Here is a 23,687-nt window from a genome sequence, read left to right as displayed (position 1 = left end):
GGGGATATCAGAGTCAGAGGGATATCAGAGGCTGACGGCCTTCATGCCCTCGGCCGGATAGCGGGTGCCCAGGAAGATATCGGGCGGCAGAATGCGGTCGATCTCGGCCAGCTCCTCGGGCGACAGAGTGATGGCAACGGCGCCGATATTTTCCTCTAGGAAAGTTCTCCGCTTCGTTCCAGGAATAGGAATAATGTCCTCGCCTTGCGCCAGAACCCAGGCCAGGGCCAATTGCCCCGGCGTGCAGCCGCGCGCGCGGGCGAAATCCGCAATCTTGCTGGCCAAATCAAGGTTCTTCTGGAAGTTTTCGCCCTGGAAGCGGGGCATGTTGCGGCGCCAGTCATCCGCGTCCAGATCGTCCAGGCTTTTGATCTGCCCCGTCAGGAAGCCGCGCCCGAGGGGGCTATAGGGGATGAAGGCGATGCCGAGTTCCCGCGTCACCTTCAACACATCGGCCTCTGGATCGCGGCTCCAGAGCGAATATTCGGTCTGCAGCGCCGCGATCGGATGGACCTGATGGGCGCGGCGGATGGTCTGCGGCCCGGCTTCCGACAAGCCCAGGAAGCGCACCTTGCCTTCCGCCACAAGGTCGGCCATGGCGCCGACCGTCTCCTCGATCGGCACATTGGGGTCGACGCGGTGCTGGTAATAGAGGTCGATGACGTCCAGACCCAGCCGCTGCAGGCTCGCCTCGCAGGCGGATCTGACATAGGCCGGGTCACCCCGCACCGGGCCGCGGCGCCCTTCGGCGTCCCAGGTATTGCCGAATTTGGTAGCGATCACGACATGATCGCGCACCGGTCCCAGCACGCGGCCGACCAGCTTCTCATTCTCGCCCATGCCGTACATATCGGCGCTGTCAAAGAAGGTGACGCCGAGTTCGACGGCGTGCTGCAGCGTCGCGATCGATTCCCCGTCGTCCCGGCCGCCGTAATAGGCGGACATGCCCATGCAGCCGAGGCCGATCTCGCTGACCTCAGGGCCGCCAGCGCCGAGTTTTCTGTTTTTCACGCGTTCTGTCTTTCAGACTTGAGACGTTGCAGGCTTAAAACTTGGGGTGCTCGCCGGGGAAATCCGCGCCGAGCGTGGTGTCTTCCCAGGCATCGAAATCGGTCCGCAGCTTTTCGAGCTTGGCGCGGGCCGTTTCCAGCGCCGGCTTGCCCAGCAGCAGGCGCAGCGGCGGATTGGGCGCGTTGACGACATCGATGATCGCCTGCGCGGCCCGCACCGGGTCGCCCTGCTGGCGGCCGTTGCGGGCATCCGTCTGGCGGCGGCGTTCGCCGGCTGTGCTGTCGTAATCCGCAATAATGGTCTTCGACATATTGATCGACCGGCCGGCGAAATCGGTGCGGAAGGGGCCGGGTTCGACGATCAGCACCTTGATGCCGAGATGGGCGGCTTCCTGGCTCAGCGCCTCGGACAGGGCTTCGACCGCATGCTTGGTGGCGGTGTAGTAGCCGGTGCCGGGGAAGGAGACGAGGCCGCCGATCGAGGACAGGTTGACGACAAAGCCCGAATGGCGGGCGCGCATGCCGGGCAGCACGGCCTTGGTCATGTCGATCAGCCCGAAGACATTGGTGTCGAACATGGTCCGCACCTGAGCGTCTTCGCCTTCCTCAAGCGCGCCGAAATAGCCATAGCCGGCATTGTTCACCAGCACGTCGATACGGCCGAATTTCTGCTCGGCCTGCTTGACGGCATGGCCGATGGCATCGGCATCGGTCACGTCAAGCGCCAGTGCCAGCGCCTGATCCGCATGCCCTTCGACGAGGCTGGAGATTTTGGTGACGTCGCGGGCGGTGGCGACGACGCGGTAACCCTGGCGCAGCAGCAGAGAGACCAGTTCGCGGCCGAAGCCGGTGGAACAGCCAGTGATGAACCAGACGGGTTTTTCTGTAGTCATTATAGGATTTCTTTCCTGTTGAGCTTTAGCTCAGCGATCGACCATCGCCATCATGCTTTCGGTATAGCGGGGACCGGAGATCTTGCCCGGCGCAAGCGCCTCTTCGAGGTTCGCGATATCGGTGGCGTCGAGCTGGATGGAGGCCGCGGCGACATTGGATTCCAGATTGGCAATATGGCGGGTGCCAGGAATAGGAACAAAATCCTGGCCCTTGTGCAGCACCCAGGCGAGGGCGATCTGCGCGGGCGTCGCCCCCCTCGTCGTCGCGATCTGCCGCACGGCGTCAGCCGCGGCCATGTTCGCGTCGAAATTGGCACCCTGGTAGCGCGGATCGTTGCGGCGGAAGTCGGTCGCGGGATAGTCCTCCGCGCGCTTCACCTGTCCGGTCAGGAAGCCGCGGCCGAGCGGCGAGAAGGGCACCAGGCCGATGCCCAGTTCCTTCAGTGCCGGAATGACGTCGGATTCCAGATTGCGCTCCCACAGCGAATATTCGCTTTGCACGGCCGATACCGGCTGCACCGCATGGGCCCGGCGAATGGTGCTGACACCCGCTTCCGAGAGGCCGAAATAGCCGACCTTGCCGGCGCGGATGAGGTCTGCCACGGCGCCCGCCACATCTTCGATCGGCACGGACCGGTCAACGCGATGCTGATAGAGCAGATCGATATGATCGGTGCGCAGACGCTTCAGCGACGCCTCGACCACGGTACGGATATGCTCGGGCCGGCTATCGGTGCCGACCGATTTGCCGTCTTCGATCCTGAAGCCGAATTTGGTCGCGATCGTCACCTGGTCGCGCTTGCCGGCAAGCGCCCGGCCGAGCAGATCCTCATTGGTGAAAGGCCCATAGACTTCGGCGGTATCGAAAAAGGTGCAGCCGATTTCGATGGCGCGATGCAGGGTCTTGATCGAGTCCGCTTCCACCGCGGGCTCATAGGACTGGCTGAGGCCCATGCAGCCAAGGCCGATTGCCGAAACCTGCAGACCCTGACGGCCGAGTGCGCGTTTTGGTAAGGTCATGATGATCCTCGTTACAGCATCTCCAGCGACGTTTTGCGCCGCGGAGGCGGAAAGGCCCGATCGATCTCGGCCAGGTCTTCCACGCTAAGGTTAAGCGATAAGGCGCCCAGGTTTTCTTCAACCCGGGCAAGGGTCGCTGTTTTTGGAATGGTCACGACACCGGGGTGGCGGATGCCCCAGGCCAAAATGACCTGGCCCGGCGTCGCCTGATGACGGCGTGCGATGCTCGCGATGGCGGCATTCTTCAAAACGGCGCCGTTCTGGCCGAACGGCGTATAGGCCATGATGGGAATGTTATGGGACTGACAGAACGGGAGAAGATTGAACTCCGTACCCCGCGACTGAGGATTATACAGCACCTGATTGGCGCTGCATTCTGCCAGATTTGGAATATCTTCCAGGTCGTCGACGTCGAAATTGGAGACGCCCCAGGCGCGGATCTTGCCTTGGGCCTTCAGCGTCTCGAAAGCCTCCACGGTTTCAGACGGCGCCACGCTGCCACGCCAATGCAACAGATAAAGATCCAGCGTTTCGATACCAAGACGGCTCAGGCTTGCCTCGCAGGCGCTGACGGTGCCGCGCCGGCTGGCATGGCTGGGCGCCACTTTGCTGACAATGAAAGCGCTATCACGGCGGCCGCGAATAGCTTCGCCGACCACGCGTTCCGAGCCGCCATTGGCATAGATCTCGGCCGTGTCGAGCAGCGAAATGCCGAGATCCAAAGCTTTCTGAATGACGCGGACTTCAGCCTTGGTGTCCGAACCGGCTTCGCCCATGCGCCAGGTGCCAAGCCCCATCACAGGCAGGCGGCGGCCGTCCGGCAGATCGATTGTCCTCATAGGGCTTTCTCCTCGGCAATGCGCAATAGGCGCAGAAAATTGCCGCCCCACAGAGCGCCAATCGCCTGCGAATCATAGCCGCGCCGCATCAGCTCCGCCGTCAGATTGGCGCTTTCGCCCGCATCGTGGAAGCCGACGACACCGCCGCCGCCATCGAAATCGGTGCCGATACCGACATGTGCAATACCCATGCGTTGAACGGCGTAGTCGATGTGATCGACATAATCGGCCAGCGTGACCTCGGTCTCCTTCGAGCCGCGCTTGAGGAAGAAGGACACCAGGGTGATCTGCGCCAGTCCGCCGCTTTCGGCCAGCCGGTCCAGCTGCTCGTCATCCAGATTGCGCGGATGATCGCATAGTGCGCGGACCGAGGAATGGGTGGCCAGAACCGGCGTGGATGAGATTTCGATCGCCTGCAGCATAGCGGGTTTGGCGACATGGGAAATATCGACCAGCATGCCGAGCGCATTCATGCGCGCGATGACGCTGCGGCCGAAGTCTGAGAGGCCATGATGCAAGGCAGGCCCGTCGCCCAGATCCTTGCGCGGCACGGCGCTATCGGAAATCTGATTGTGACCGTTATGGGTCAAGGTCATGTAGCGCGCGCCGAGCGCCCGGAAATCATCCAGACGGTTGATATCGAGGCCGACGGCATAGCCGTTTTCAACGGCGGGAATCACGGCCGGCGCGCCCTCTGCGCGGGCCGCTTCGATTTCGGCGACGGTGGTGGCGATGCGGCCGGGCAGGCGAGATGCGTCACCATTATCCTCGCCCATCGCGTGGATGGCGCGCAGCATGGCGACGGCCCGGTCATAGGCCGCCTGGAAACCGGCCTCGTCGTTCTTGCCTTGCGGAATATAGGCGGCGAAGCAGCCCGCGCCGAGGCCGCCGCGGCGCATCTTGGGCAGATCGACGCGCCGTATCCCATCCTCGAAAGGACTGGGACCGGGCGGCCAGGGAATATCGATATGGGTGTCGATGGTCAGCAGCGCGTCATGCAGTTGCTGGGCAGTACGGATCGGAGCGTTCATGATCCAAGGCTTCGCCCAGAAGCCGCGTCCGTCAAGTCTTCCCGTCGTGTCATCTCCATCGCCGGCTTACTTCTTGCCCGTGGGCAGGCCTTTGATCCTGGCACCCGGCACCGCTTGACCCGGTTTGCCGGTGCGGACCTGGGATTTCACATTGGCCACCATCTCTCCGCATTTATGCGGATCGCTGACGCCGAAATCGATCGTCGGCAGGATGGCCAGCGGCGCCGCCAGGAAGCCAAGGGCGGCCGCGATGCCGCCACGGGCGACGAGCGGGGCGATGGCCACGCCGATCGACGGCTTGCGCATCGTGCCACCGATTTCGATCGGCGTCGGCAGGTTGCCGACGCTGAAATTCTTCGACCGTGTCGCGATCTCGAACTTGAGCGCTTCGGTATTCAGATTGGCGGTGCCAGTGCCGCCGATCAGCGCTTCGCCCGTATCCACCAGCAGCGCCTTTGTGGTGACAAGCCCGTGGTTGAGCGCGAAGTCGGTGATCAGGCAGTCGACATTGGTCTGGTTCGGCACGCCGAGCGCCGAGAGCAGCGCCTTGCCGAATTCGAGGCCGGAGAGATCGATCAGCAGCGCGCTGAGGCTGCCACCCGACATATAGAGCGCAAGGCCGCCATTGCCGTCGCCGAGGAGGGTGGAGACGGAATTGCCGGTGCCGTCGATGGTGGCGCGGCCGCTGATCGCGCCGGCCCCCTTGAAGGCATGAGTCGCGGCCATGATGCGCGAGACATCGACATTCTCGAAATGCACATCCGCCTTCAGGGCCACCCGGCTATCGGAGGCAGGCGCGATCGAAACCTCCCCGCGCACGCGGCCCTTGCCGACCGTGAAGATGATCGGGTGCAGCGTGATGGTGCCATCGACCACGTCCATGGTCACGATCAGGCTGTCGAGCGGGATGTTGCGGCCTTCGATATGATGGCCGGTATAGGTCAGGTGGATGTTGGCGGCATTGAGCTTGGGCAGGTTGATCGGCGTCGTCGGCAGCAGTTTGCTGCTGGCGGGGGCAGTCGCAGCCGGCGCTTTCTTCGTCGTGTCGCCCGGCTTGGTGCCGAGGAAGCCGCCGAGATCGGCGAGATCGACATTGCGGGAGGTGAGCGCCATCGTCACGTCAGGCTTCTTGCCCTGGGGCTGCTCGGTGATGGTGCCTGCCAGGTCGGTCTTGCCGACGATGCCGCGGAAATCGTCGAAGCGAATACGCTGGGTGGCACGCTCGTAATTGAGCTTGCCGCTGATCTTATAGGGTGGGGTATCGGGAATCGGGATGGCGGTAAGGTGATAGAGATCCGCCATATTCGCGCCTGACAGCACCAGATTCAGATCGGTGCCCGCGAAAGCGAGCGGGTCCTGCACCGTGCCGGCGAGCGAGACATGCGTCTGCCCATTGGCGAGACGCAGGTCGATCGGGAAGGGCTTGGTCTTGTCCGTGACCGTCAGAATGGCGCCGGCGGCGAGCGTCCCCGTTACCGGCTGGCCGGCATAGGTGCCTTTGGCCTCGGCCGCTATTTCGCTCTTCTGGCCTTGGGCCGCCACGACGCCTGCAGCCGCCTTCGTCTCAACCTGGGCGGTGAAGTCGGCCCGCATTTTCGCGATCTGCGCATGCAACTGGCCATTCTCGATCGTCAGGTCGCCAAGCTTGGGGGCGGGGCTTGGCGTCTCTCCGGGCTTGACCGGCGCTGATGCCTTAAGCGCGAGCGTATAGTTGGTCTCGCCATTGGCCAGACCGCGGATTTCCATCTGCGGCCCGTTCACGTCGATCAGCGGCACCGAGATGATGCGGTGGCGGATATAGGCCATCACATCGACATCGATGCCCAGATGGGCGATCCGCGCCAGTGGCGGCACGTCGCTTGGGAAGTCCTTCGGATTGGCGACCACCACGTCGTCGGCGACGATGCGCGTGGTGCGGCCAAGCTTCACATGCAGGTGTGCGATCGTCACAGGCCGCCCGATTTGGACAGAGGCCTGGGATTCGACGATGGGAATGAACCAATCCCACCGCCAGAACAGGATCACCAGCACTATGATGAGAATGGGAAGACCTAGAAACAGGCCGAGTTTGGTGCCGCCACGGCGTGTCATGCGCAGTTTGTCCCCCGTATGTGCAACAAATGGGAGTCCGCGGCGAAATGTCATCGGCTCTTCTGCCGATGCGGTGCGCGGGGTAGGATTTGTTGGATGGGTGGTCACAATCGGCCGGCCAGAGGCAGACGGAGCAGCCAGCGACAATGATAACCTTCTACTACAACCTCGCCCCCAACCCGATGAAAGTGGCGCTGTTCCTGGAGGAATCCGGGCTGCCCTACGAGGCCATCCCGGTCGATACCCGCCGCGGCGACCAGCACCAGCCGGCCTATGCAGCGCTGAACCCGAATGCCAAGGTGCCGACCATTCAGGATGACGGCATCACTGTCTTCGACAGCAACGCCATTCTTCTCTACCTCGCGGAAAAGACCGGTTCATTCCTGCCCGAGCCCGGCCCCCGCGGGCGGGCGGAGCTGCTCTCCTGGCTGATGTTCGTCGCGACTGGCGTCGGACCCTATTCCGGCCAGTCCGTCCATTTCCGCCATTTTGCGCCTGAGCCGAAGGACTATCCTGTCGAGCGCTATCTGTTCGAGGCCAAGCGGCACTACGGCATCATCGATGCCCGGCTGGCCGACCGGCCCTTCATGCTGGGTGAGACCTATACCATCGTCGATATGGCGCTGTGGGGCTGGGCGCGCATGGTGCCCTTCGTCATCGGCGAGACTGCTTGGGAATCTCTTCCTAATCTAAAGCGCTTCATGGACGCAATGGCCGAGCGGCCTGCCGTGCAGCGTGCCCTGGCGCTGAAGGATCGCCACGCCTTCAAGACCGAGACGGATGAGGAGGCGCGCCGCAACCTCTTCCGTCATATCAAAACTGAAGCCTGACCCGGCAAGCCGAGAGAGATCCGATGAGACATGGAATAGGCCGCGACTTCCAGCAGCCCGGCCGCTCGGTCGCGGTGGGTGTCGGCGGCATGGCGGCGACCTCCCACCCGGCGGCGACGCTGGCCGCACTTGATATATTGCGGGAAGGCGGCAACGCGATGGATGCGGCGCTTGCCGCCGCTGCGGTGCAGGCGGTGGTGGAACCGGCGATGACCGGCATCGGCGGCGATTGCTTCATGCTTTATGCCCCCCGCGGCCGCGCCAGCATCCAGGCCTTCAATGGCGCCGGGCGGTCGCCCGCCGGCATTTCGGCAGCAGCCCTTCGCGCCCAGGGCCTGACCGCCATCCCGGACAATTCACCCCATGCGGTCACGGTGCCGGGGGCGATCGATGCCTGGTGCAAGCTCGCCGCCGCCCATGGCTCGCTGCCGCTCGGCCGCATTTTCGAGCCGGCCATCGCTTATGCCGAGCAGGGTTTCGCGGTCACGCCGCGCGTCGCTTATGACTGGGCGGAGACGCAGCCGCTGCTCGCCAGCCGGCCGGCCACGGCCGCCGCCTATCTCATCGACGGGCGCACGCCAGCCGCTGGCGAACAGCTCAAACTGCCGGCCCTCGGCCGCACGCTGCGGGCGATCGCGGCCGGTGGCGCTGCAGCCTTCTATGAAGGCCCGATCGCGGCCGAGATGGTCGCTGTCCTGCGCGCCGAGGGCGGCTTTCATACCGAGGCCGATTTCGCGGCCCGCGAGGGCCGCTTCGTGACGCCGATCGCGACCCCGTTCCGCCAGTACAAGGTCCATGAATGTCCGCCGCCGGGGCAGGGGATCATCGCCCTGCTGATGCTCAACATCCTCTCGCACTTCCCGGGCCATGGTGACCCGCTGGACCCGGCGCGGCTGCATATCGAGATCGAGGCCGCGCGCCTGGCCTATGCCGTGCGCGGCGCCATCCTGGCCGAGGGCTCGCCCGCGACAGGGCGGCACATCCTGTCGCCGGATTTCGCCGCGGGGCTCGCCGCGCGCATCAACCCGGAGCGGGCCATGGCCGACCTGCCGTCCTTCGCCGGACCCGAGCATAAGGACACCGTCTATCTCACCGTCGTCGATCGCGACCGCAATGTGGTGAGCTTCATCAACTCGGTGTTCGAGGCCTTCGGCAGCGGCATCCTCGCACCCGACAGCGGCGTCCTGCTGCATAACCGCGGCATGTGCTTCACGCTGGCGGAGGGACACGCCAATACGCTCGGCCCCCGGCGCCAGCCGATGCATACGATCATCCCCGCCATGATGACCGAGGAAGACCGCGTGCAGATGTCCTTCGGTGTAATGGGCGGGCATTTCCAGGCCATGGGCCAGGCGCATCTCGTCTCCAAAGTGGTCGATTTCGGCATGGACCTGCAGAGTGCCATGGCCCTGCCGCGGCTCTTCCCGGTGCCCGGGCGCGACTATGTCGAGGCCGAAGGGCCGCTGCCGACCTTCGCCCGCGACGGTCTCGCGGCCCTCGGCCACAAGGTCGTGACCACGGATGACCCCATCGGCGGCGCTCAGGCGATCTGGCTGGATTGGGAAAAGGGCGCGCTATACGGCGGTTCCGAGCCGCGCAAGGACGGTCTGTCGCTCGGCTATTAAGGGGCGGGGGGCATGGCTTTGCCACTGCAGCGGATAGCCGCATTTTCGGACGGCGCCAGCGGGGGCAATCCGGCTGGCGTCGTTCTGTGTGAGGCATTGCCTGGTGCCGCCGACATGCAGGCGTTTGCGGCCGAGCTGGGCTATTCGGAGACCGTGTTCGCCGCCCCAGAGAGCGGGGGCTGGCGGACGCGCTATTTTTCTCCCGCCGCGGAGGTCGCGTTTTGCGGTCACGCAACGATCGCCCTCGGTATCGCGCTCGGCGCCCAGCACGGGCTGGGCATTTTCTCACTGTATCTGAACCAGGCCAGAATCACCGTCGAAGCGCTCGGAACGCCAGCCGCGCCTGCGGCCGCGCTGCAATCACCGCCGACGCGCAGTCGTCCGGCGGATGAGCCGCTGGTGGCCGAAGCTTTGTCCCTGTTCGGCCTGGGCCTGACCGATTTGGACCCGCGCATGCCCCCCGCCATGGCGCATGCCGGGGCCGACCATCTCGTCCTCGCGCTCCGCACCCGCGGGCAATTGGCAGCCATGCGCTACGATTTTGACTCTGGGCGCGCCCTGGCCCGACGGGAGGGGATCGGCACCTTCAGCCTTGTTCATGCCGAAGACCAGCAGCGCTTCCATGTGCGTAACCCGTTTCCGATCGGCGGTGTCTATGAGGACCCGGCGACGGGGGCGGCGGCGGCGGCTCTCGCAGGGTACCTGCGCGATCTTGCCTGGCCGCATGGCGGGCGGATTATGATCGCCCAGGGCGATGATATGGGCGTTCCCTGCCGTCTTGTGGCGGAAATTCCAGACGAACGCGGGTCGAGCATTCGTGTCTCTGGCCAGGCGCGCCTGATCGTGGCCTGAGACGGGCTGGAGCACCAGAAAGCGGTCTTTGCCGCCCCCCGCTCGCGCGGGCGTCATGGCAGCGGGCGTTGACAGAGGCCCCGTGCCCGTGATCCGGGATGTCTCATGCGACTAGCTCCAGTGACCTTTCTGTTTGCCGCCTTCATCCTTCTGACAGCGGCGGTGCCCTTCCGGCCCGCTGGCGCCCAGACTGCCGCGGCACCGGCCGCCACGGCACCCGCTGCCGTCCAGCCCCCCGCCGGCCTGAGTGCGGCCGATGCGCGCCAGCTGCTCTCCGTGCTGCAAAGCCCGCAGCAGCGGACGCAGCTGATCAAGACGCTGCAGAGCCTGGAGAAGGTGCTGCCGGCGACCGCCACGGCGGCCGAACCGGCTGCGGCTGCGCCAGCCGCCTCAGGCACGGCGACCGCTGCCGCTCCGGCGGCCACAGGCAAGCCGGCCGCCGCCACGCCGGCGAAATCCGCGGTGGCCCTGCAGCCCAATAGCCTGGGAGCCGACCTCATCACCCAGGCCGATAGTCTGCTGGGCACGCTCGACACCTCTGTCGTGGTCACCTTCACGGCACTGACCCAATACCATGCCGTCGCGGCATGGCTGGCCGAGACCGTGCGGGACCCGTTCATTTTGTCCCTCATCTTGTCCGCTATCTGGCGCCTGGCCCTCATCCTGCTGATTGCCTTTGCCTGCGAATACGCGGTCTGGCACTTTTCGCAGCGGATCTATCAGCGATTGGGTCGTGACTCCCGCACGGCCGAGGTCCAGGGCACGCTCGAAGCCGATGGCACATCGGGCGTCGTTTTGCACGAAGATCCTGGCTTGCCCGAAGGGTCCGACGGCACGGAAGCTGAAAGCGAAGCCGCGGTCGCCCCGTCGCAGCAGGCGCGGCCGTCCACGCCGGAACCGCTGGATCATGCGGGTACCGACCTCGCCCTGACGGGTGCCGATCCCGCTACAGGCGGTCGCCGGCGGCCCGGCCGTCCCGGCTTTACCCGCCTTCGGCCGCTGCGCAGCGGCTGGCCGCTGTTACGGCGTTTGCCCTTTATCCTGGCCGCCATGGCCGTCGATGCGCTGCCGCCGCTCGCCTTCCTGGCCGTCGCTACGTTTTTGGTCGCCTCGCCCATCGTCAATGACTTCCTGATGCGACTGATGATCGCGGCCGTGGTCAATGCCTATGTGCTGTGCCGCCTGCTTTTGGTCGCCGCCCGGGGCACGTTCTGTGCGCCCAGTGCCAAGCTGCGGCTGATGCATATTTCAGATGAGTCCGCAGCCTTTCTCGCCTTGTGGTGCCGACGCATCGCCCTTGTCATCGTGCTGGGGTTTGTGCTCGTGCAAATTGGCGGCCTATCGGGCATGGGTCTGCCCGTCCTGCACAGTATCGGCCGGGTTTTTGCGCTGATCGTCCATCTCATGCTGGTCGTCATGGTGCTGCGGCGGCGGCGGGAGATGGAAAGCTGGCTGCGCGGTGCGCCGGGCGAGAAGCCCTCCTTGTGGCACGATATGAAAACCCGTCTCGCCAAAGTCTGGCACTGGCAGGCGATTATTTTGATCATGCTCGTCTGGGTCGTCTTCGCGACCGAGGTCACGAACCACGTCCAGCACCCGATGCGCCTGATTTTGGGCACCCTCGGCATCCTGGTCCTGTTTCGCGTCGTCCATATCGTGCTGCTCGGCGTGCTGGAGCGTGGCTTTGCGTTCAGCAGCGACCTCAATGATCCGCGCCGCGCCCTGATCGCGCAGCGGGCGTCGCGCTACCATTGGCCGCTGCGGCTGCTGATCAATGCTGTCACCACCCTGGCTCTGATCTTTTTCGTCATGCAGTTCTGGGGCGTGAACATCGTCCAATGGCTGCGCGTCGGCGATCTTGGCAATCGTCTGTTCAGTTCGCTCGGCACCATCGCGATCACGCTGGTGGTCGCGATCATCATCTGGGAGACGCTGAACTTCGTCATGCAGATCTATATGGATGAACTGTCCCAGCAGGGATCGTACGTCCGCGCGGCACGGGTCAAGACGGTGGTGCCGATCCTGCGCAATACGGTTCTAATCGCCCTTCTTGCGATTTTCGTGCTGACGGTGCTGAGCGAAATCGGCGTCAATATCGGCCCCCTTCTGGCGGGCGCCAGCATCCTCGGCGTGGCGCTCGGTTTCGGCTCGCAGAAGCTCGTGCAGGATTTCATCAATGGAATCTTCCTGCTGCTGGAGAATGCGATGCAGGTTGGGGATACGGTGACGGCGGGCGGACTGTCCGGCACGGTCGAAAACCTGTCCATCCGCACCTTGCGGCTGCGTGCCGGTGACGGTTCGGTCCATATCATCCCTTTCAGCTCCGTCACGACGGTCACCAACAGCAATCGTGGTCTGGGCAATGCGGCCGTCACGGTGACCATCTCCTATGAGGACGATACGGATAAGGCCGCCGAGCTGCTGAAGCAGATCGTGCTTGATCTGCGGCAGGAAGAAGCCTTCTCCAGCGGCATGCTCAGCGACCTGCAATATTGGGGCGTGGACAAGATCGACGGCACCGTCGCGACGCTCGCGGGCCAGGTGGTCTGCACCGACAAGGCGCGCTGGGCCGTGCAGCGCGAACTCAACCGGCGCATCAAGCTTGCCTTCCAGGAGGCGGGCATTCGCATCATGCCGCCGGCGAACGTCACGGCCTTCCAGCATCCGCTTGATGTTCGCGTGGAATTGCCCGAGCGTGCGCCGCCGGCGCCGTCCTCTGCCTTATCCCCGTCAGCCTCGGCACAGGAGCAATAGAGCATGGGTCTGCTGTTTTGGCGCGCCAAGCCCGTGCCCGTGGTCGAGCTGAAGGGCATCATCACCAGCCGGAGTGGCGCCCTCAATCTCCAGGGGGCCGGACCTTTGCTGGAGCGCGGCTTCGCGATCGCCAAGGCGGGTCCGCATAAGCGGCTGATCCTGGCGATCGAAAGCCCGGGCGGCTCACCGGTGCAGTCGGACCTCATCGGTCAGTTCATCCGCAGGCGGGCGGAGGAGACCGGAGTCCGCGTGATTGCCGTGATCAGTGATGTCGGCGCCTCGGGCGGCTATTGGATCGCCTGTGCCGCCGATGAGATCAGGGCCAACCCGATGAGCATCGTAGGCTCCATCGGCGTCATCGGCGGCGGCTTCGGCGTGCCGCGCCTGCTGGAGCGGCTGGATATTGACCGCCGCGTCTATACCGCCGGACAGAACAAGTCGCGCAACGATCCCTTCAGCCCGGAAAAGCCTGAGGACGTGGCCTTCACCCAGGCGCTGCTGACCGACCTGCATGGCCATTTCAAGGCCTGGGTGCGCAGCCGGCGCGCGGGCAAACTCACCCGGCCGGAGGAAGAGCTGTTCGATGGCAGCTATATGATCGGCGCGCGGGCGTTGGAAGTCGGGCTGATCGACGCGCTGGGCGATGTCGACGGGCTGCTGCGGGAGATTGGCGGCACCAAGGTGCGGGCCGCCTGGCTGCGGCCCAAGCGCAAGTCAGGTCTCGTCATGCGCCTGCTGGGCCGTGGCGCCGAAGCCGCCGCCGCCGAAATGGCCGAGTTCTGGCAGGCGCGGGCCGAGTTTCGCAAACCGTAAGCAACAAAAAGGTGCCAGGCCGCATTGATCTGAGTCTAGTCTCGCCTGCCTTTGCTCTGCGCCAGCTGCGTGTCATTGGAACCAAGCCTTCATGACGCTGCCGCTGATCGCGTGCTAGGCTTGTGCCCTCAAGCGCCGGCTGGTGACGTTGGCGCGGGGTTGGGAGACGGTGAACGATGCGTATGGACGCCCTGCGAACTGCCTGGAACGAACTGCCCCTGGTGACCATGGATGGGATGCTGGGTGGCCGGGTGCCGGTGATCATCGCGCCCCATCCCGATGACGAGAGTATGGGCTGCGGCGGCCTCATCGCCCAGCTTTGCGCGGCCGGCACGCCGCCGCATGTCGTTATTCTGACGGATGGCTGCCTGTCGCATCCCAATTCCCGCACGCATCCGCCCGAAAAGCTGCGCCAAATGCGCGAGGACGAAGCGCGCGACGCTTTGCATATTCTGGGCCTGCCGCATGGCTATACTTGGTTTCTCGGCCACGCTGACCATGAGATGCCAAGCGTGGGTCCGGCCTTTCAATTCGCCGCCCGGCGCATCGCCGGCATCTGCGAGAATCAAGGCTGCAACCTCGTCATCTCCACCTGGAAGCATGACCCGCATCCAGACCATCTGGCCGCCGCGACGCTCGCCGAGCATGTCGCCGTTCGGGGAGAGCTGCCGCTGCTCAGCTACCCGATCAGCGGCTGGGCGCTGCCCGATGACGCCCAGGTGGATGAGGCCGAAACCCAGGGCTATCGGCTGGATATCAGCGGTCAGATCGATCTGAAGCAGAAGGCGATCATGACCCATGCGACCCAGTACGGCGACCTGATCCAGGACTGCCAGGGCCATCGGGGGGAGGTTATGGACCTGATCCTGGCGACGATGCGCCGGCCGGTGGAGACGTTTCTTATCTCGCTCGGCGCGTAAGGCCCTGAAAAAAATCCTAGGACTTTAATCCTTTTAAGGCGCTGTGCCCGGTACGCAATTGACCCTGCCTATCGGCGCCGCTAGGCTTTTACGCGATGGTTCCCTGGCGACAGGGATTGAAAGGGAACGCGGTTCAAGGCCGCGGCTGCCCCCGCAACTGTAAGCGGCTAATCGGCTGCCATGCATGGCCACTGGGAAACTGGGAAGGCCGGCAGCCGGTGTTGAACCGCAAGCCAGGAGACCTGCCATCGCTATCGGTCTGCGTGGTCACCATGGGCGGGGCGCCCTGAGGTGCAGAGGAGCCGTGTGAGGTCTCTCACCGATTCTCGATCGCGAAGACAGTCCGCCTTGAGGGGACTGCCAATGTCTGTTGTTAACCGTCTGGGGTCTGACCCCGGCGGGCGCGGCCTGAAACGCCGCGTCACCGCCATCTATATCGTCCTGCTGCTGTTCAATCTTGGCGCCTGGCTCTGGGCTTTTGTGGCCTTTCGCGCCGCACCGCTGATGCTGGGGACCGGCCTGCTTGCCTGGGGTTTCGGCCTGCGCCATGCGGTTGATGCCGATCATATAGCGGCGATCGACAATGTAACGCGCAAGCTGATGCAGGACGGCCGCCGGCCGGTCACGGTTGGCTTTTTCTTCGCCCTCGGCCATTCGGCGGTCGTCGTGCTGGTGGCCGTCGCGGTTGCGGCCACCGCCGCAGCGCTCGAAACCCGCTTTGAATCCTGGCGGGCGCTGGGCGGCGTCATATCGACCTCCGTCTCGGCCCTGTTCCTGTTCCTGATTGCCGCGATGAATATCGTCATCCTGCGCGGCGTCTGGCTGAGCTTCAACCGCGTGCGGCGGGGGCAGCGTTTCGTGCCCGAGGATCTGGATCTGCTGCTTAACAGTCGCGGCTTCATGGCGCGGCTGTTCCGGCCGCTGTTCCGTCTCGTCTCCAATCCTGTGTGGATGCTGCCGCTGGGCTTTCTGTTCGGCCTGGGTTTTGATACTGCAACGGAGGTCAGCCTGCTCGGCATTTCGGCGACGCAGGCCGCGCACGGCGTGCCGATCTGGTCCATCCTGGTCTTTCCGGCGCTGTTCGCGGCGGGCATGTCGCTGGTCGATACCACCGACGGCATTCTGATGCTGGGCGCTTATGAATGGGCCTTCATCAAGCCCATTCGCAAACTCTATTACAACCTCACCATCACCCTGGTCTCGGTCGTCGTGGCACTCGTCATCGGCGGGATCGAGGCGCTGGGGCTGATCGGCGACCAGCTCGGATGTGCTGGACCGTTCTGGAACGTCATCGGCACGCTGAACGACAATTTCAACAATCTGGGTTTCATTATCATAGGCATCTTCATCGCGGCCTGGATGATTTCCTTCCTCATCTACCGGCTTGCCCGCTTCGATGAGATCGAGGTCGACCCCCGCGTCTGACGCAAAACCGCGTCAGCCTGGCTCCGCGTCCAGCCGGTCATAGCCCTGGACGCGGTAGTGCAGGGCGGAGACCAGCCAGCTCAGCGCGAACACGCCGATGATGACATAGCCGATCGTGCCGAAATGATCGTTCAACGCGCCGATCAGGTCCCAGACCGGACCGGTCAGATTGAACTGATCGGCGGCGAGGCCCAGCGCCTCGATCCCGCCGACAATGACGGCGACCAGAACCGACACCAGCGTCACGACCATATTGTAATAGAGCTTCCGCACCGGCTTGATGAAGGCCCAGCCATAGGCGCCCAGCATCAGGATGCTGTCGGCGGTGTCGATCAGCGCCATGCCGGCCGTGAAGAGCGCCGGGAAGACCAGGATGGACCAGATCGGCATGCCATGCGCCGCCTGGGCGGCGGAAATGCCCAGCAGCCCAACCTCCGTTGCCGTATCAAAACCCAGGCCGAATAAAAGACCCAGCGGATACATCTGCCAGGGCCGGCTGATCATGGCGAACAGCGGCCGGAATAGCCGCGCCAGCAGTCCGCCGCCGTGCAGCAGGTGATCGACCGCGTCGGCGCGATAGGGCGCCCCGGCCTTCACGCTGCGAAAGCTGCGATAGAGCCCGGCCAGCACGGCGAGGTTCATCCCCGCGATCGCGAACAGGAAGCCGGACGAGACCAGCGTCCCGATGATGCCGCCCAGCAAGTGCCAGGCGGCCATCTGGCTTTTGAAGGCGAGCGCCGTCGCGGCGATGGCGATAGAGGCGAGTACGACCACGGTGGAATGGCCGAGGGAGAAGAAGAAGCCAAGCGTCACCGGGCGGCGTCCGTCCTGCATCATCCGCCGCGTCACATTGTCGATGGCCGCGATATGATCGGCGTCAACCGCGTGGCGCAGGCCGAAACTATAGGCGAGAAGGGCGGTGCCGAGCAGGACCGGATGGTCGCGGAAGGCGGCCAGCGCCCAGGCCCAGGCGCCCAGATTGGCCGCGATGATGACCGCGAACAGCGCGGTGATACGTCCGCGCATGGGGCCGGACCGGCCGATGATCTGGAACAGGCTTTTTGCCATACGGGGCCTGGGCGTTAGAGGTCGGACGGCACCATGCGCCTGCGTCATACTAGCCGTAGAATTTCCGTGACGTCCAGCGCGACCGGTGCCGTCCCGCGGGCGGTGGAGCGGATCGCTAGGCCATGGGCCGAGCCAGTCATGGCGTGACGCCGGCAGCGCGGGCGACATAACGCAGGTGTTGCCGGATGGCGTTTGCCTAGATTGGTTGCCGTGACAACCAATCTGCCGTGAAGGCGCGTCTGGCAGATGCTGCAATCACAAGTTCGTAACGTTGCAGGCCGTACACATGTCTGCCGCAATCTTGCCCGCGTCCGTCAGGACATCAGGCACCAATGAGATTGCATACGAGGCATTGATGTCAGTTCTTCAAAAAGCAGCAGGGCGTGCAGGGCCTCTGCCCGCGGCATGGGCCAAAGCGGCCATCATCGCCGGCTTCGGGGCCATGATTGCGGCGCAGCCGGCCTCCGCTCAGGGCTATTGGCAAGGCCATGGCGGTGGCGGCCCCGGTTGGGGCCGCCCGCAGGGTGGTGGCGGCTGGGGCGGCCCTGGCTGGGCGCCTCCGCAGGGTGGTGGCGGCTGGGGACGTCCCGAGGGCGGGCGCGGATGGGGCCGCCCGGCCTATTTCGCCCATGGATATGCCCCGCATGGAGATGCCCGGCATGGATATGCCCCGTATTTATATGCGCCCTATGGCGACGTGCCGCGCGGTTTTGTGGGCGGCGATCGTGTCCCCGCCTATGTCACGGCCTGGGGGCCGGGCCATGCCGGCTGGCATGGCTGGGACTGGCACAATGCCTGGGGCGTCGCGCCACCCTATGCCTGGGGCGCGCGGAACTGGGCCTGGGACAGCATGATACTGGGCGTGGCGGCCGGGCTGGTGGTGGCGCCACCGGTCATCCTCGCCGCGCCGCCCATCTATGCGGCGCCTCCGCCGGTCGTGCTCGGCCTGCCGGCCATCGCGCCGCCGCCGGTCATCCTGGCCCCGGCGCCTGTCGTGGCCGCGTCCCTGCCGCCGCTGCCGCCGGCCCCGGTGGTGTCTCCGCCACCGGCCTCGGCCCTGCTGATGGCCGCCGCCCCGCCGCCCATCGTGGTGCTGCCGCCACCCCCGGTTGTGGTGGCGGCTGCCCCGCCGCCCGTCATCTTCGCGCCGCCGGCCTATGCGCTGGCACTGTGCCCGCCCGCGCTCGCCTTCGTGACGCCGGAGCCCGCCTGGCGGTCGTATGCCTATAGGACCGGCGGCTATGTCGCCGGCGGCCTGGTGGCTGCAGGGGTCGGCTTGGCCGTCATCCATCCTCCGCGCGGCTATGATGGGGTCCCCTATGGCTATCGCGCGGTGCATCGCGGCGGCTGGGGTCCGCCGCCTGTCTATCGAGGATGGGGCCGCCCCGGCTGGGGTGGGCCGCCCGGTGGGGGCCGCCCTGGATGGGGACGTCCTGGCTGGGGTGGGCCGCCCGGCGGAGGCCGCCCCGGATGGGGCGGCCATGGTGGCGGCAATCCCTGGCAGCATTAGCCCCGAGCCCAGCCCGTTTCACGACCATCTTTGAAAGCACATAGGACGATCATGAAGACCATTCTGACACTGCGCGCCGCGGCTCTGGCTCTGTCGCTGCTGCCTGGCCTCGGCTATCTCCACAGCACGGCCGCTCAGGCCGCCACGACCGAGATGAGCGGCAGCACGGCCAAGGCGATTGACCAGCGCATCGCGGCTTTGCAGGCGCGCCTCGCCATCACAACGGCCGAAACCCCCGCCTGGGACGCCTTCGCCCAGACCATGCGCGACAATGCAGCCGGCACGGACGCGCTGTTCGTGCAGCGGGCCCAAACGGCGGCCAGCATGAACGCAGTGCAGAACATGCAGTCCTATGCCCAGGTGGCGCGCGCCTATGCCGACAATACACAAAAGCTTGCCGATGCTTTCGGCACGCTCTACGGCCAGTTGTCCCCGGCGCAGAAACAGACCGCCGACCTGCTGTTCCGCGCGCAAGCGACCGCCGCGCACAGGTAAGGCTGTTCCGGGTGTTTCTGAGGGTTTCGCGCATAGGGCGTTTCGCGGGCAAGAAAGCCGCGCCAGCACCCGGGTTGTATTAAGCCAATGACAACCTTCCGCCGGGTATGTCGGTAGCGAATTGATGCTATCGCGCAACATACGATCAGGCGGATCTGCCAAAGTGCCAATACGCTCCCTGCTGGCAGATCGTTCCTTGACCGTTCTGCCAGCAAGCCATTGCGCGGATGTCGGGGTGTGGGAGTGGGAGCTGGTTACCGACCGGATGTCCTGGAATGATGGCGTCTATGAGATGTTCGGGCTGCCGCCCGGCACGCCCCTGCAGCGTAGCGCCATCCTGCAGATGTTCCATGACGATTGCCGCATCCGGTTGGAAACCCTATGGGCCCATATCATTGGTCAGGGCGGCAGCTTTACGCTGGAGGCGCGAATCTGGGCCGAGGGCAGGGGTCTGCGCTGGCTGCGCATCAATGCCGGGGTGATGCTCGACGACGGCCGGCCCACCCGTCTTGTCGGCTCCATGCAGGATATCACGGCTGAGCGCGACGCCTGGGACAGGCTGCGCCAGCGCGCCGAATTCGACGCCCTGACCGGCCTGCCCAACCGCTGGTGTTTCGAGGAGCTGTGGCACGCCATTCTGACCGGCCAGGAGGAAACATCAGCAGTCTCGGCGTCGTCGACATCGACAATTTCAAGCAGATCAACGACTGCTTCGGCCACCCGGCGGGCGATGAATGCCTGCGCGCCACGGCAGACCGGCTGCGCCGCGTGGTGGGCGAATATGGCGCTGCCATGCGCTACGGCGGAGACGAATTCGTCTTCGTCATTCAGGGAACCCGCCGGCGTGCCTTTTTCGAGCGTGTGCTCGGCGCTCTGCAGACCGCTTTGTGCGAGCCGGTCGTCTGGCAGGGGCAATCGCTGGTGTTGAGTGTGTCAATCGGCGTCGCAACGCGCGCCTGGCGCGAATCGCCGCGCGACATGTTCAGCCGCGCCGACGCCGCGCTCTATGAGGCGAAGCAGGGTGGCCGCAGCATGACGGTGATTGACGGACGGGTGCTGACGCCTGAGGTGAAGGACGATGCGGTGGGGTCGCGCTACTCATCGCCGCGGGCATAGGAGATGATGGACAGGAAGCGGATCGGCAGGGTGACCATCACTTCCGGCCCGTGCGGCGCGTCCGCGTCAAAAAACAGGCTATCGCCCGGTGTCATCGTATAGCGCTTGTCGGCATGGCGGTACACGACCTCGCCCTCCAGCATATAGAGAAACTCCATGCCGGCATGCTGGAACAGGGGAAAGACGTCGGACTCCGTCGTCAGCGTGATCAGATAGGGTTCCACAACGACGCGGGAGGTTTGGTTCCCGGTATAGCCCAGCAGATGGTATTGATGGCCGTTGCGCGTGCCGCGCCGCTCGATGGCAAGACCTTCTCCGGCTTTGACGAAGATGACCTCCCGCTGCTCCTCATAGCGCGTGAAGAAGGAGGTGATGGGCACGCCGAGCGCTTTCGACAAAGCCTGCAGCGTGGTGAGCGACGGTGAGGTAACCCCGTTTTCGATCTTGGAGAGCATGCCGAGCGAGAGGCCGGCGGCGGCGGCCAAGTCGGCCACGGTAATGCCCAGCTTGTTGCGGCAGGCCCGCACCTCCCGCCCGATGGCCACTTCGAGGATGGAGTCGCGCGCGCCGACCAGCCCATGCGGGTCCTGGCCGTTGAATTTGCCGGTGCCCGGGATCAGCGGCGCCGAGACGCCGGTGGTGCTGCCCAGCCGCTCGACGATCTGCGCGATGGCATCGGATGGTGCCTTCGCCTCGGTCTTTGCGGTTGTCTTCACTTTACTGGCCATAACCGATCAATCTTATCAGGGTCCTTGGGCGCCAGCCTAGCACGGCATTGCCTGGGCCGCACAGGCTGGGCCGCATAGGCTGAAATGCCCTGATCAAACCGCTGTCAATCAAAGGCCGGCGCTCTCGGGCAGAGAGGGCCGGCCTTTGCTGCCAGGCTATCAGGTTTTGCGCAGATCGAGATCCGCCGTTTCCATGTCATGGGCAAGGCCAAGCAGGGTCTGGGGCATGCGGGTTTTCAATACCACGAACCAGACCACGCCGATGAGCATGTAGATCGCGAAACCATAGGGCAGGTAGTTATAGGGCGCGGCCGGCACCGGATAGACGCTGCCGATGAGCGACAGGATCATCAGCACGGTGCCGAGCGTCCCCATGATATAGTCGATCGGCTTGGCCTCGCCGAGTTTGCGCAGCAGTGCGGGGGCTGCCATCGAGCAGGCCATATAGACCAGGATAAAGCCAAAACTCGCGATCGTGCCGAAATAGCCGAGCAGATCGGTATAGGCGCAGCGGCTGAATCCCGCGCAGACCAGAAAGTTCAGCACGCAACCGACGGTGACGGCGATATGCGGCGTCTTGTGGCTGTCATGGACGAAACCCATGCTGCGATGCATCAGCTGATAGCGGCCGAGCGAATACAGCATGCGGCTGAAGGCATTGATGGACGCAAGCGCGCAGGCAAAGCAGCTGATCGCCGCACCAACATAGATCACCAGCGTCAGTACTGCACTTTTGCCAGAGACGAGATCGCTCATCGGGCCGCTGCTGGCGCCGAGTTTGGTTGCATTATCACCAAATCCCTGCGTGATCACGTAGGTGGTGATGATGAAGAAGATGCCGGCAATGATAGGCGTCAGGATCACCGCGCGGGGAATGACCCGATGCGGATTGCGCGTCTCCTTGCCGAGCGTCGCCGCACTCTCGAAACCAACATAGGAAAATATTCCGAAGACGATGGCTTGCGCGACAGACCCGAAGGACGCGCCGGCCAGCGTATCCTGCTTGATATCCAGGGCAAAACCATGAGCCTGCCAGGAAATGAAGCAGACGATGAGGATAATCGACATCGAAATTGCTTCGATCGTCAGACCGATGCGGGAGGAGATGCGGATATCCCGCACCGCTAGAAGCCAGACGCCGATCGAAATGACGGCAAAGAGAATGGCGCGCGGCAACAGGGGCACGCCAAAGGCCGAGAGCAGATCCTGCAAAAACAAGGCGGTTGCGGCGGTGAGCGCCATGGCCGTGAACAGATAGGCGGACAGCATCGCCCAGCCGGACAGAATTCCCCAGGACGGTCCCAGTCCGCGCGACACATACAGAAAGAAGGAGCCGGCCGCGGATATCTTGCCGGCAAGCTTGCCGATATTCACGCCGATGATGACGAGCGCGATGGTCGCCAGCACATAGACCAGCCAGGAGGCGGTGCCCGCCATGCCGGCCACGACCGCCACCGCGATCGCCGGTGTCAGGGTGGGGGACACATTGGCGACCGACTGACCTAAGGCTTCGAGAAAGGTGAGACTATCTTTGCGTAATTCCGACATAGGCGATGATCTCCTGATGGGACATGCAGCCGGCTGATATGCGGTACAGTTTCCTGGAGGGTAAATATGTTTACTAGGGGTAGCAATGCGATTTCGCGGGGCTGGACGGCAAAAAAAGGCCCTCCAGCCCGGGATTGCCTAAAACGCAATCAAACTGCCGCCTAAACTGCCTCACCTTGCGGCAACGCCGGCCGGCGGCCGCCAGCCACGTCCGAGCGGCCCAGAGACGGCATCCGTGAAGCGTGCCCGGACCAAGTTTGCGCCTGACAGAACGGTCCGTTGCGCCTATCATTTTCTGGCATACCGGTCGCTGTTTCGGTCGGTCGCGCAAAGCCAAAAGCACAGATAAAAAAAGGGGAAATGCCAATGTGGGGTCTGGACGGACGGACGATTTTGGTGACGGGAGCCTCAGGCGGCATTGGTGGGGCGACGGTGCGTCAGCTGGTCGCGGCCGGTGCCGATGTCATTGCAAGCGGTCGGTCCCTGGAAGCCTTGGAAAAATTGGTGGCGGAGACCGGCTGCCGCAGCCTGGCCTTCGAGCTTTCCTCGGAAGACAGCGTGCGAGGTGCGCTGGAAGGGCTCGATCTCTGGGGCGTCGTCAATTGCGGCGGTTTCGGCGGTGAGATTGCAACGCCGATGGAGACCGATATTGCAGTCTTCGACCGCGTCATCAGCGTCAATGCGCGCGGCGCGCTGTTGGTGACGAAATATGCGTCGCAATCCATGATCCGGCTCGGTAAAGGCGGATCGATCGTCAATGTCTCCAGCCAGGCAGCGCTGGTGGCGCTGAAGGGCCATATTTCCTACGGCTCATCCAAGGCGGCGCTTGACAATATCACGCGTGTTTCGGCCCTCGAACTCGGCCGCTACAATATTCGCGTCAATAGCGTGAACCCGACGGTGGTGATGACCGAGATGTCGGCCTTCTATTGGGGGCGGCCGGATATCGGCGATCCCTTTCTGCAGCAGATGCCGCTGCACCGTTGGGCGACGGAAGATGAAATCGCTTCGCCGATCGTGTTTCTGCTCGGTGACGGCGCATCCATGATCACCGGCGTCTCCCTGCCGATCGACGGCGGCTTTACCGCCTGCTGAAAAACGAAAGGCCGGATCGGCTGA

Annotated in this window: 20 protein-coding genes, 1 pseudogene and 1 riboswitch; of the genes and pseudogenes, 12 read left to right on the top strand and 9 right to left on the bottom strand. The window is 64.4% G+C overall.

What is annotated here, in order from left to right; genetic code table 11:
* Nucleotides 1-24 precede the first annotated feature (24 nt).
* The 6 genes from AC3G7M_RS13645 to AC3G7M_RS13620 form a co-directional block, all read right to left on the bottom strand.
* Nucleotides 25-1,011, bottom strand: coding sequence for an aldo/keto reductase (locus AC3G7M_RS13645; protein ID WP_489212624.1), 987 nt, complete (start codon nt 1,009-1,011; stop codon nt 25-27).
* A gap of 34 nt (nt 1,012-1,045) precedes the next feature.
* The gene (locus tag AC3G7M_RS13640; RefSeq protein WP_489212623.1) at nt 1,046-1,903 is read right to left on the bottom strand and encodes an oxidoreductase; all 858 of its coding nucleotides are present in this window, start codon (nt 1,901-1,903) and stop codon (nt 1,046-1,048) included.
* 30 nt (nt 1,904-1,933) lie between these two features.
* Nucleotides 1,934-2,923: an aldo/keto reductase gene (locus AC3G7M_RS13635; protein WP_489212622.1), complete on the bottom strand. Its 990-nt coding sequence runs from the start codon at nt 2,921-2,923 to the stop codon at nt 1,934-1,936.
* A gap of 11 nt (nt 2,924-2,934) precedes the next feature.
* The gene (locus tag AC3G7M_RS13630) at nt 2,935-3,762 is read right to left on the bottom strand and encodes an aldo/keto reductase (RefSeq protein ID WP_489212621.1); all 828 of its coding nucleotides are present in this window, start codon (nt 3,760-3,762) and stop codon (nt 2,935-2,937) included.
* Nucleotides 3,759-4,793: a dipeptidase gene (locus AC3G7M_RS13625; protein ID WP_489212620.1), complete on the bottom strand. Its 1,035-nt coding sequence runs from the start codon at nt 4,791-4,793 to the stop codon at nt 3,759-3,761. Before AC3G7M_RS13625 ends, AC3G7M_RS13630 begins: the two co-directional genes overlap by 4 nt.
* Before the next feature lie 66 nt (nt 4,794-4,859).
* Nucleotides 4,860-6,884 (bottom strand): AsmA family protein, encoded by a 2,025-nt coding sequence (locus AC3G7M_RS13620; RefSeq protein WP_489212619.1) that lies wholly within the window; start codon nt 6,882-6,884, stop codon nt 4,860-4,862.
* A gap of 146 nt (nt 6,885-7,030) precedes the next feature.
* Here AC3G7M_RS13620 and AC3G7M_RS13615 point away from each other — a divergent pair, with 146 nt between their 5' ends.
* The 7 genes from AC3G7M_RS13615 (at nt 7,031) to AC3G7M_RS13585 (ending at nt 16,103) form a co-directional block, all read left to right on the top strand.
* Complete coding sequence (locus tag AC3G7M_RS13615; RefSeq protein WP_489212618.1) at nt 7,031-7,714, top strand: glutathione S-transferase family protein; 684 nt, start codon at nt 7,031-7,033, stop codon at nt 7,712-7,714.
* Between the two features lie 23 nt (nt 7,715-7,737).
* Nucleotides 7,738-9,339, top strand: coding sequence for a gamma-glutamyltransferase family protein (locus tag AC3G7M_RS13610; RefSeq protein ID WP_489212617.1), 1,602 nt, complete (start codon nt 7,738-7,740; stop codon nt 9,337-9,339).
* Nucleotides 9,340-9,351: 12 nt separating this feature from the next.
* Complete coding sequence (locus AC3G7M_RS13605; protein WP_489212615.1) at nt 9,352-10,191, top strand: PhzF family phenazine biosynthesis protein; 840 nt, start codon at nt 9,352-9,354, stop codon at nt 10,189-10,191.
* Between the two features lie 105 nt (nt 10,192-10,296).
* Nucleotides 10,297-12,945 carry a mechanosensitive ion channel family protein gene (locus AC3G7M_RS13600; RefSeq protein WP_489212613.1) on the top strand — a complete coding sequence of 883 codons (2,649 nt, stop codon included), beginning with the start codon at nt 10,297-10,299 and terminating at the stop codon, nt 12,943-12,945.
* 3 nt (nt 12,946-12,948) lie between these two features.
* A complete protein-coding gene (locus tag AC3G7M_RS13595) occupies nt 12,949-13,758 on the top strand; it encodes a S49 family peptidase (RefSeq protein ID WP_489212611.1) in 810 nt (269 codons plus the stop codon).
* Nucleotides 13,759-13,934: 176 nt separating this feature from the next.
* On the top strand, nt 13,935-14,678 hold the full coding sequence (locus tag AC3G7M_RS13590; RefSeq protein WP_489212610.1) for a PIG-L deacetylase family protein: 744 nt from the start codon (nt 13,935-13,937) through the stop codon (nt 14,676-14,678).
* 79 nt (nt 14,679-14,757) lie between these two features.
* Nucleotides 14,758-14,942, top strand: a riboswitch (cobalamin riboswitch).
* Between the two features lie 99 nt (nt 14,943-15,041).
* Nucleotides 15,042-16,103 (top strand): HoxN/HupN/NixA family nickel/cobalt transporter, encoded by a 1,062-nt coding sequence (locus tag AC3G7M_RS13585; protein WP_489212609.1) that lies wholly within the window; start codon nt 15,042-15,044, stop codon nt 16,101-16,103.
* Nucleotides 16,104-16,115: 12 nt separating this feature from the next.
* Here AC3G7M_RS13585 and AC3G7M_RS13580 read toward each other — a convergent pair whose 3' ends face one another.
* Complete coding sequence (locus AC3G7M_RS13580; RefSeq protein WP_489212608.1) at nt 16,116-17,171, bottom strand: HoxN/HupN/NixA family nickel/cobalt transporter; 1,056 nt, start codon at nt 17,169-17,171, stop codon at nt 16,116-16,118.
* A gap of 355 nt (nt 17,172-17,526) precedes the next feature.
* On the opposite strand from AC3G7M_RS13580, the gene AC3G7M_RS13575 reads away from it, so the two are divergent.
* From AC3G7M_RS13575 to AC3G7M_RS13560, 4 genes and pseudogenes are all read left to right on the top strand, one after another.
* The gene (locus AC3G7M_RS13575; RefSeq protein ID WP_489212607.1) at nt 17,527-18,681 is read left to right on the top strand and encodes a hypothetical protein; all 1,155 of its coding nucleotides are present in this window, start codon (nt 17,527-17,529) and stop codon (nt 18,679-18,681) included.
* A gap of 51 nt (nt 18,682-18,732) precedes the next feature.
* Nucleotides 18,733-19,176 (top strand): Spy/CpxP family protein refolding chaperone, encoded by a 444-nt coding sequence (locus AC3G7M_RS13570; RefSeq protein ID WP_489212606.1) that lies wholly within the window; start codon nt 18,733-18,735, stop codon nt 19,174-19,176.
* A 124-nt stretch (nt 19,177-19,300) separates the two neighbouring features.
* Nucleotides 19,301-19,648 (top strand): annotated as a pseudogene (locus tag AC3G7M_RS13565) (PAS domain-containing protein); the annotation flags it as partial.
* Between the two features lie 152 nt (nt 19,649-19,800).
* The gene (locus AC3G7M_RS13560; protein WP_489212605.1) at nt 19,801-20,292 is read left to right on the top strand and encodes a GGDEF domain-containing protein; all 492 of its coding nucleotides are present in this window, start codon (nt 19,801-19,803) and stop codon (nt 20,290-20,292) included.
* On the opposite strand, the gene AC3G7M_RS13555 is transcribed toward AC3G7M_RS13560, so the two are convergent.
* Both AC3G7M_RS13555 and AC3G7M_RS13550 read right to left on the bottom strand, forming a co-directional pair.
* Complete coding sequence (locus AC3G7M_RS13555) at nt 20,271-21,008, bottom strand: helix-turn-helix domain-containing protein (RefSeq protein ID WP_489212604.1); 738 nt, start codon at nt 21,006-21,008, stop codon at nt 20,271-20,273. The genes AC3G7M_RS13560 and AC3G7M_RS13555 overlap by 22 nt on opposite strands.
* A 171-nt stretch (nt 21,009-21,179) precedes the next feature.
* On the bottom strand, nt 21,180-22,568 hold the full coding sequence (locus AC3G7M_RS13550) for an APC family permease (RefSeq protein WP_489212603.1): 1,389 nt from the start codon (nt 22,566-22,568) through the stop codon (nt 21,180-21,182).
* Between the two features lie 396 nt (nt 22,569-22,964).
* Between AC3G7M_RS13550 and AC3G7M_RS13545 the strand changes: the two genes are divergently transcribed.
* Nucleotides 22,965-23,663 carry an SDR family oxidoreductase gene (locus AC3G7M_RS13545; RefSeq protein ID WP_489212602.1) on the top strand — a complete coding sequence of 233 codons (699 nt, stop codon included), beginning with the start codon at nt 22,965-22,967 and terminating at the stop codon, nt 23,661-23,663.
* Nucleotides 23,664-23,687: the final 24 nt, after the last annotated feature.

Source organism: Acidisoma sibiricum, from assembly GCF_057837225.1.
The sequence above is the reverse complement of the archived record's forward strand: the minus strand, read 5'-3'. Positions and strand labels throughout refer to the sequence as shown.

Excerpts from the sequence above, each read along its gene's own strand:
- AC3G7M_RS13640 (WP_489212623.1), bottom strand. The coding sequence starts at position 1,903 with ATGACTACAGAAAAACCCGTCTGGTTCATCACTGGCTGTTCCACCGGC.
- AC3G7M_RS13635 (WP_489212622.1), bottom strand. The coding sequence starts at position 2,923 with ATGACCTTACCAAAACGCGCACTCGGCCGTCAGGGTCTGCAGGTTTCG.
- AC3G7M_RS13630 (WP_489212621.1), bottom strand. The coding sequence starts at position 3,762 with ATGAGGACAATCGATCTGCCGGACGGCCGCCGCCTGCCTGTGATGGGG.
- AC3G7M_RS13625 (WP_489212620.1), bottom strand. The coding sequence starts at position 4,793 with ATGAACGCTCCGATCCGTACTGCCCAGCAACTGCATGACGCGCTGCTG.
- AC3G7M_RS13620 (WP_489212619.1), bottom strand. The coding sequence starts at position 6,884 with ATGACACGCCGTGGCGGCACCAAACTCGGCCTGTTTCTAGGTCTTCCC.
- AC3G7M_RS13615 (WP_489212618.1), top strand. The coding sequence starts at position 7,031 with ATGATAACCTTCTACTACAACCTCGCCCCCAACCCGATGAAAGTGGCG.
- AC3G7M_RS13610 (WP_489212617.1), top strand. The coding sequence starts at position 7,738 with ATGAGACATGGAATAGGCCGCGACTTCCAGCAGCCCGGCCGCTCGGTC.
- AC3G7M_RS13605 (WP_489212615.1), top strand. The coding sequence starts at position 9,352 with ATGGCTTTGCCACTGCAGCGGATAGCCGCATTTTCGGACGGCGCCAGC.
- AC3G7M_RS13600 (WP_489212613.1), top strand. The coding sequence starts at position 10,297 with ATGCGACTAGCTCCAGTGACCTTTCTGTTTGCCGCCTTCATCCTTCTG.
- AC3G7M_RS13595 (WP_489212611.1), top strand. The coding sequence starts at position 12,949 with ATGGGTCTGCTGTTTTGGCGCGCCAAGCCCGTGCCCGTGGTCGAGCTG.
- AC3G7M_RS13590 (WP_489212610.1), top strand. The coding sequence starts at position 13,935 with ATGCGTATGGACGCCCTGCGAACTGCCTGGAACGAACTGCCCCTGGTG.
- AC3G7M_RS13585 (WP_489212609.1), top strand. The coding sequence starts at position 15,042 with ATGTCTGTTGTTAACCGTCTGGGGTCTGACCCCGGCGGGCGCGGCCTG.
- AC3G7M_RS13580 (WP_489212608.1), bottom strand. The coding sequence starts at position 17,171 with ATGGCAAAAAGCCTGTTCCAGATCATCGGCCGGTCCGGCCCCATGCGC.
- AC3G7M_RS13575 (WP_489212607.1), top strand. The coding sequence starts at position 17,527 with ATGTCAGTTCTTCAAAAAGCAGCAGGGCGTGCAGGGCCTCTGCCCGCG.
- AC3G7M_RS13570 (WP_489212606.1), top strand. The coding sequence starts at position 18,733 with ATGAAGACCATTCTGACACTGCGCGCCGCGGCTCTGGCTCTGTCGCTG.
- AC3G7M_RS13550 (WP_489212603.1), bottom strand. The coding sequence starts at position 22,568 with ATGTCGGAATTACGCAAAGATAGTCTCACCTTTCTCGAAGCCTTAGGT.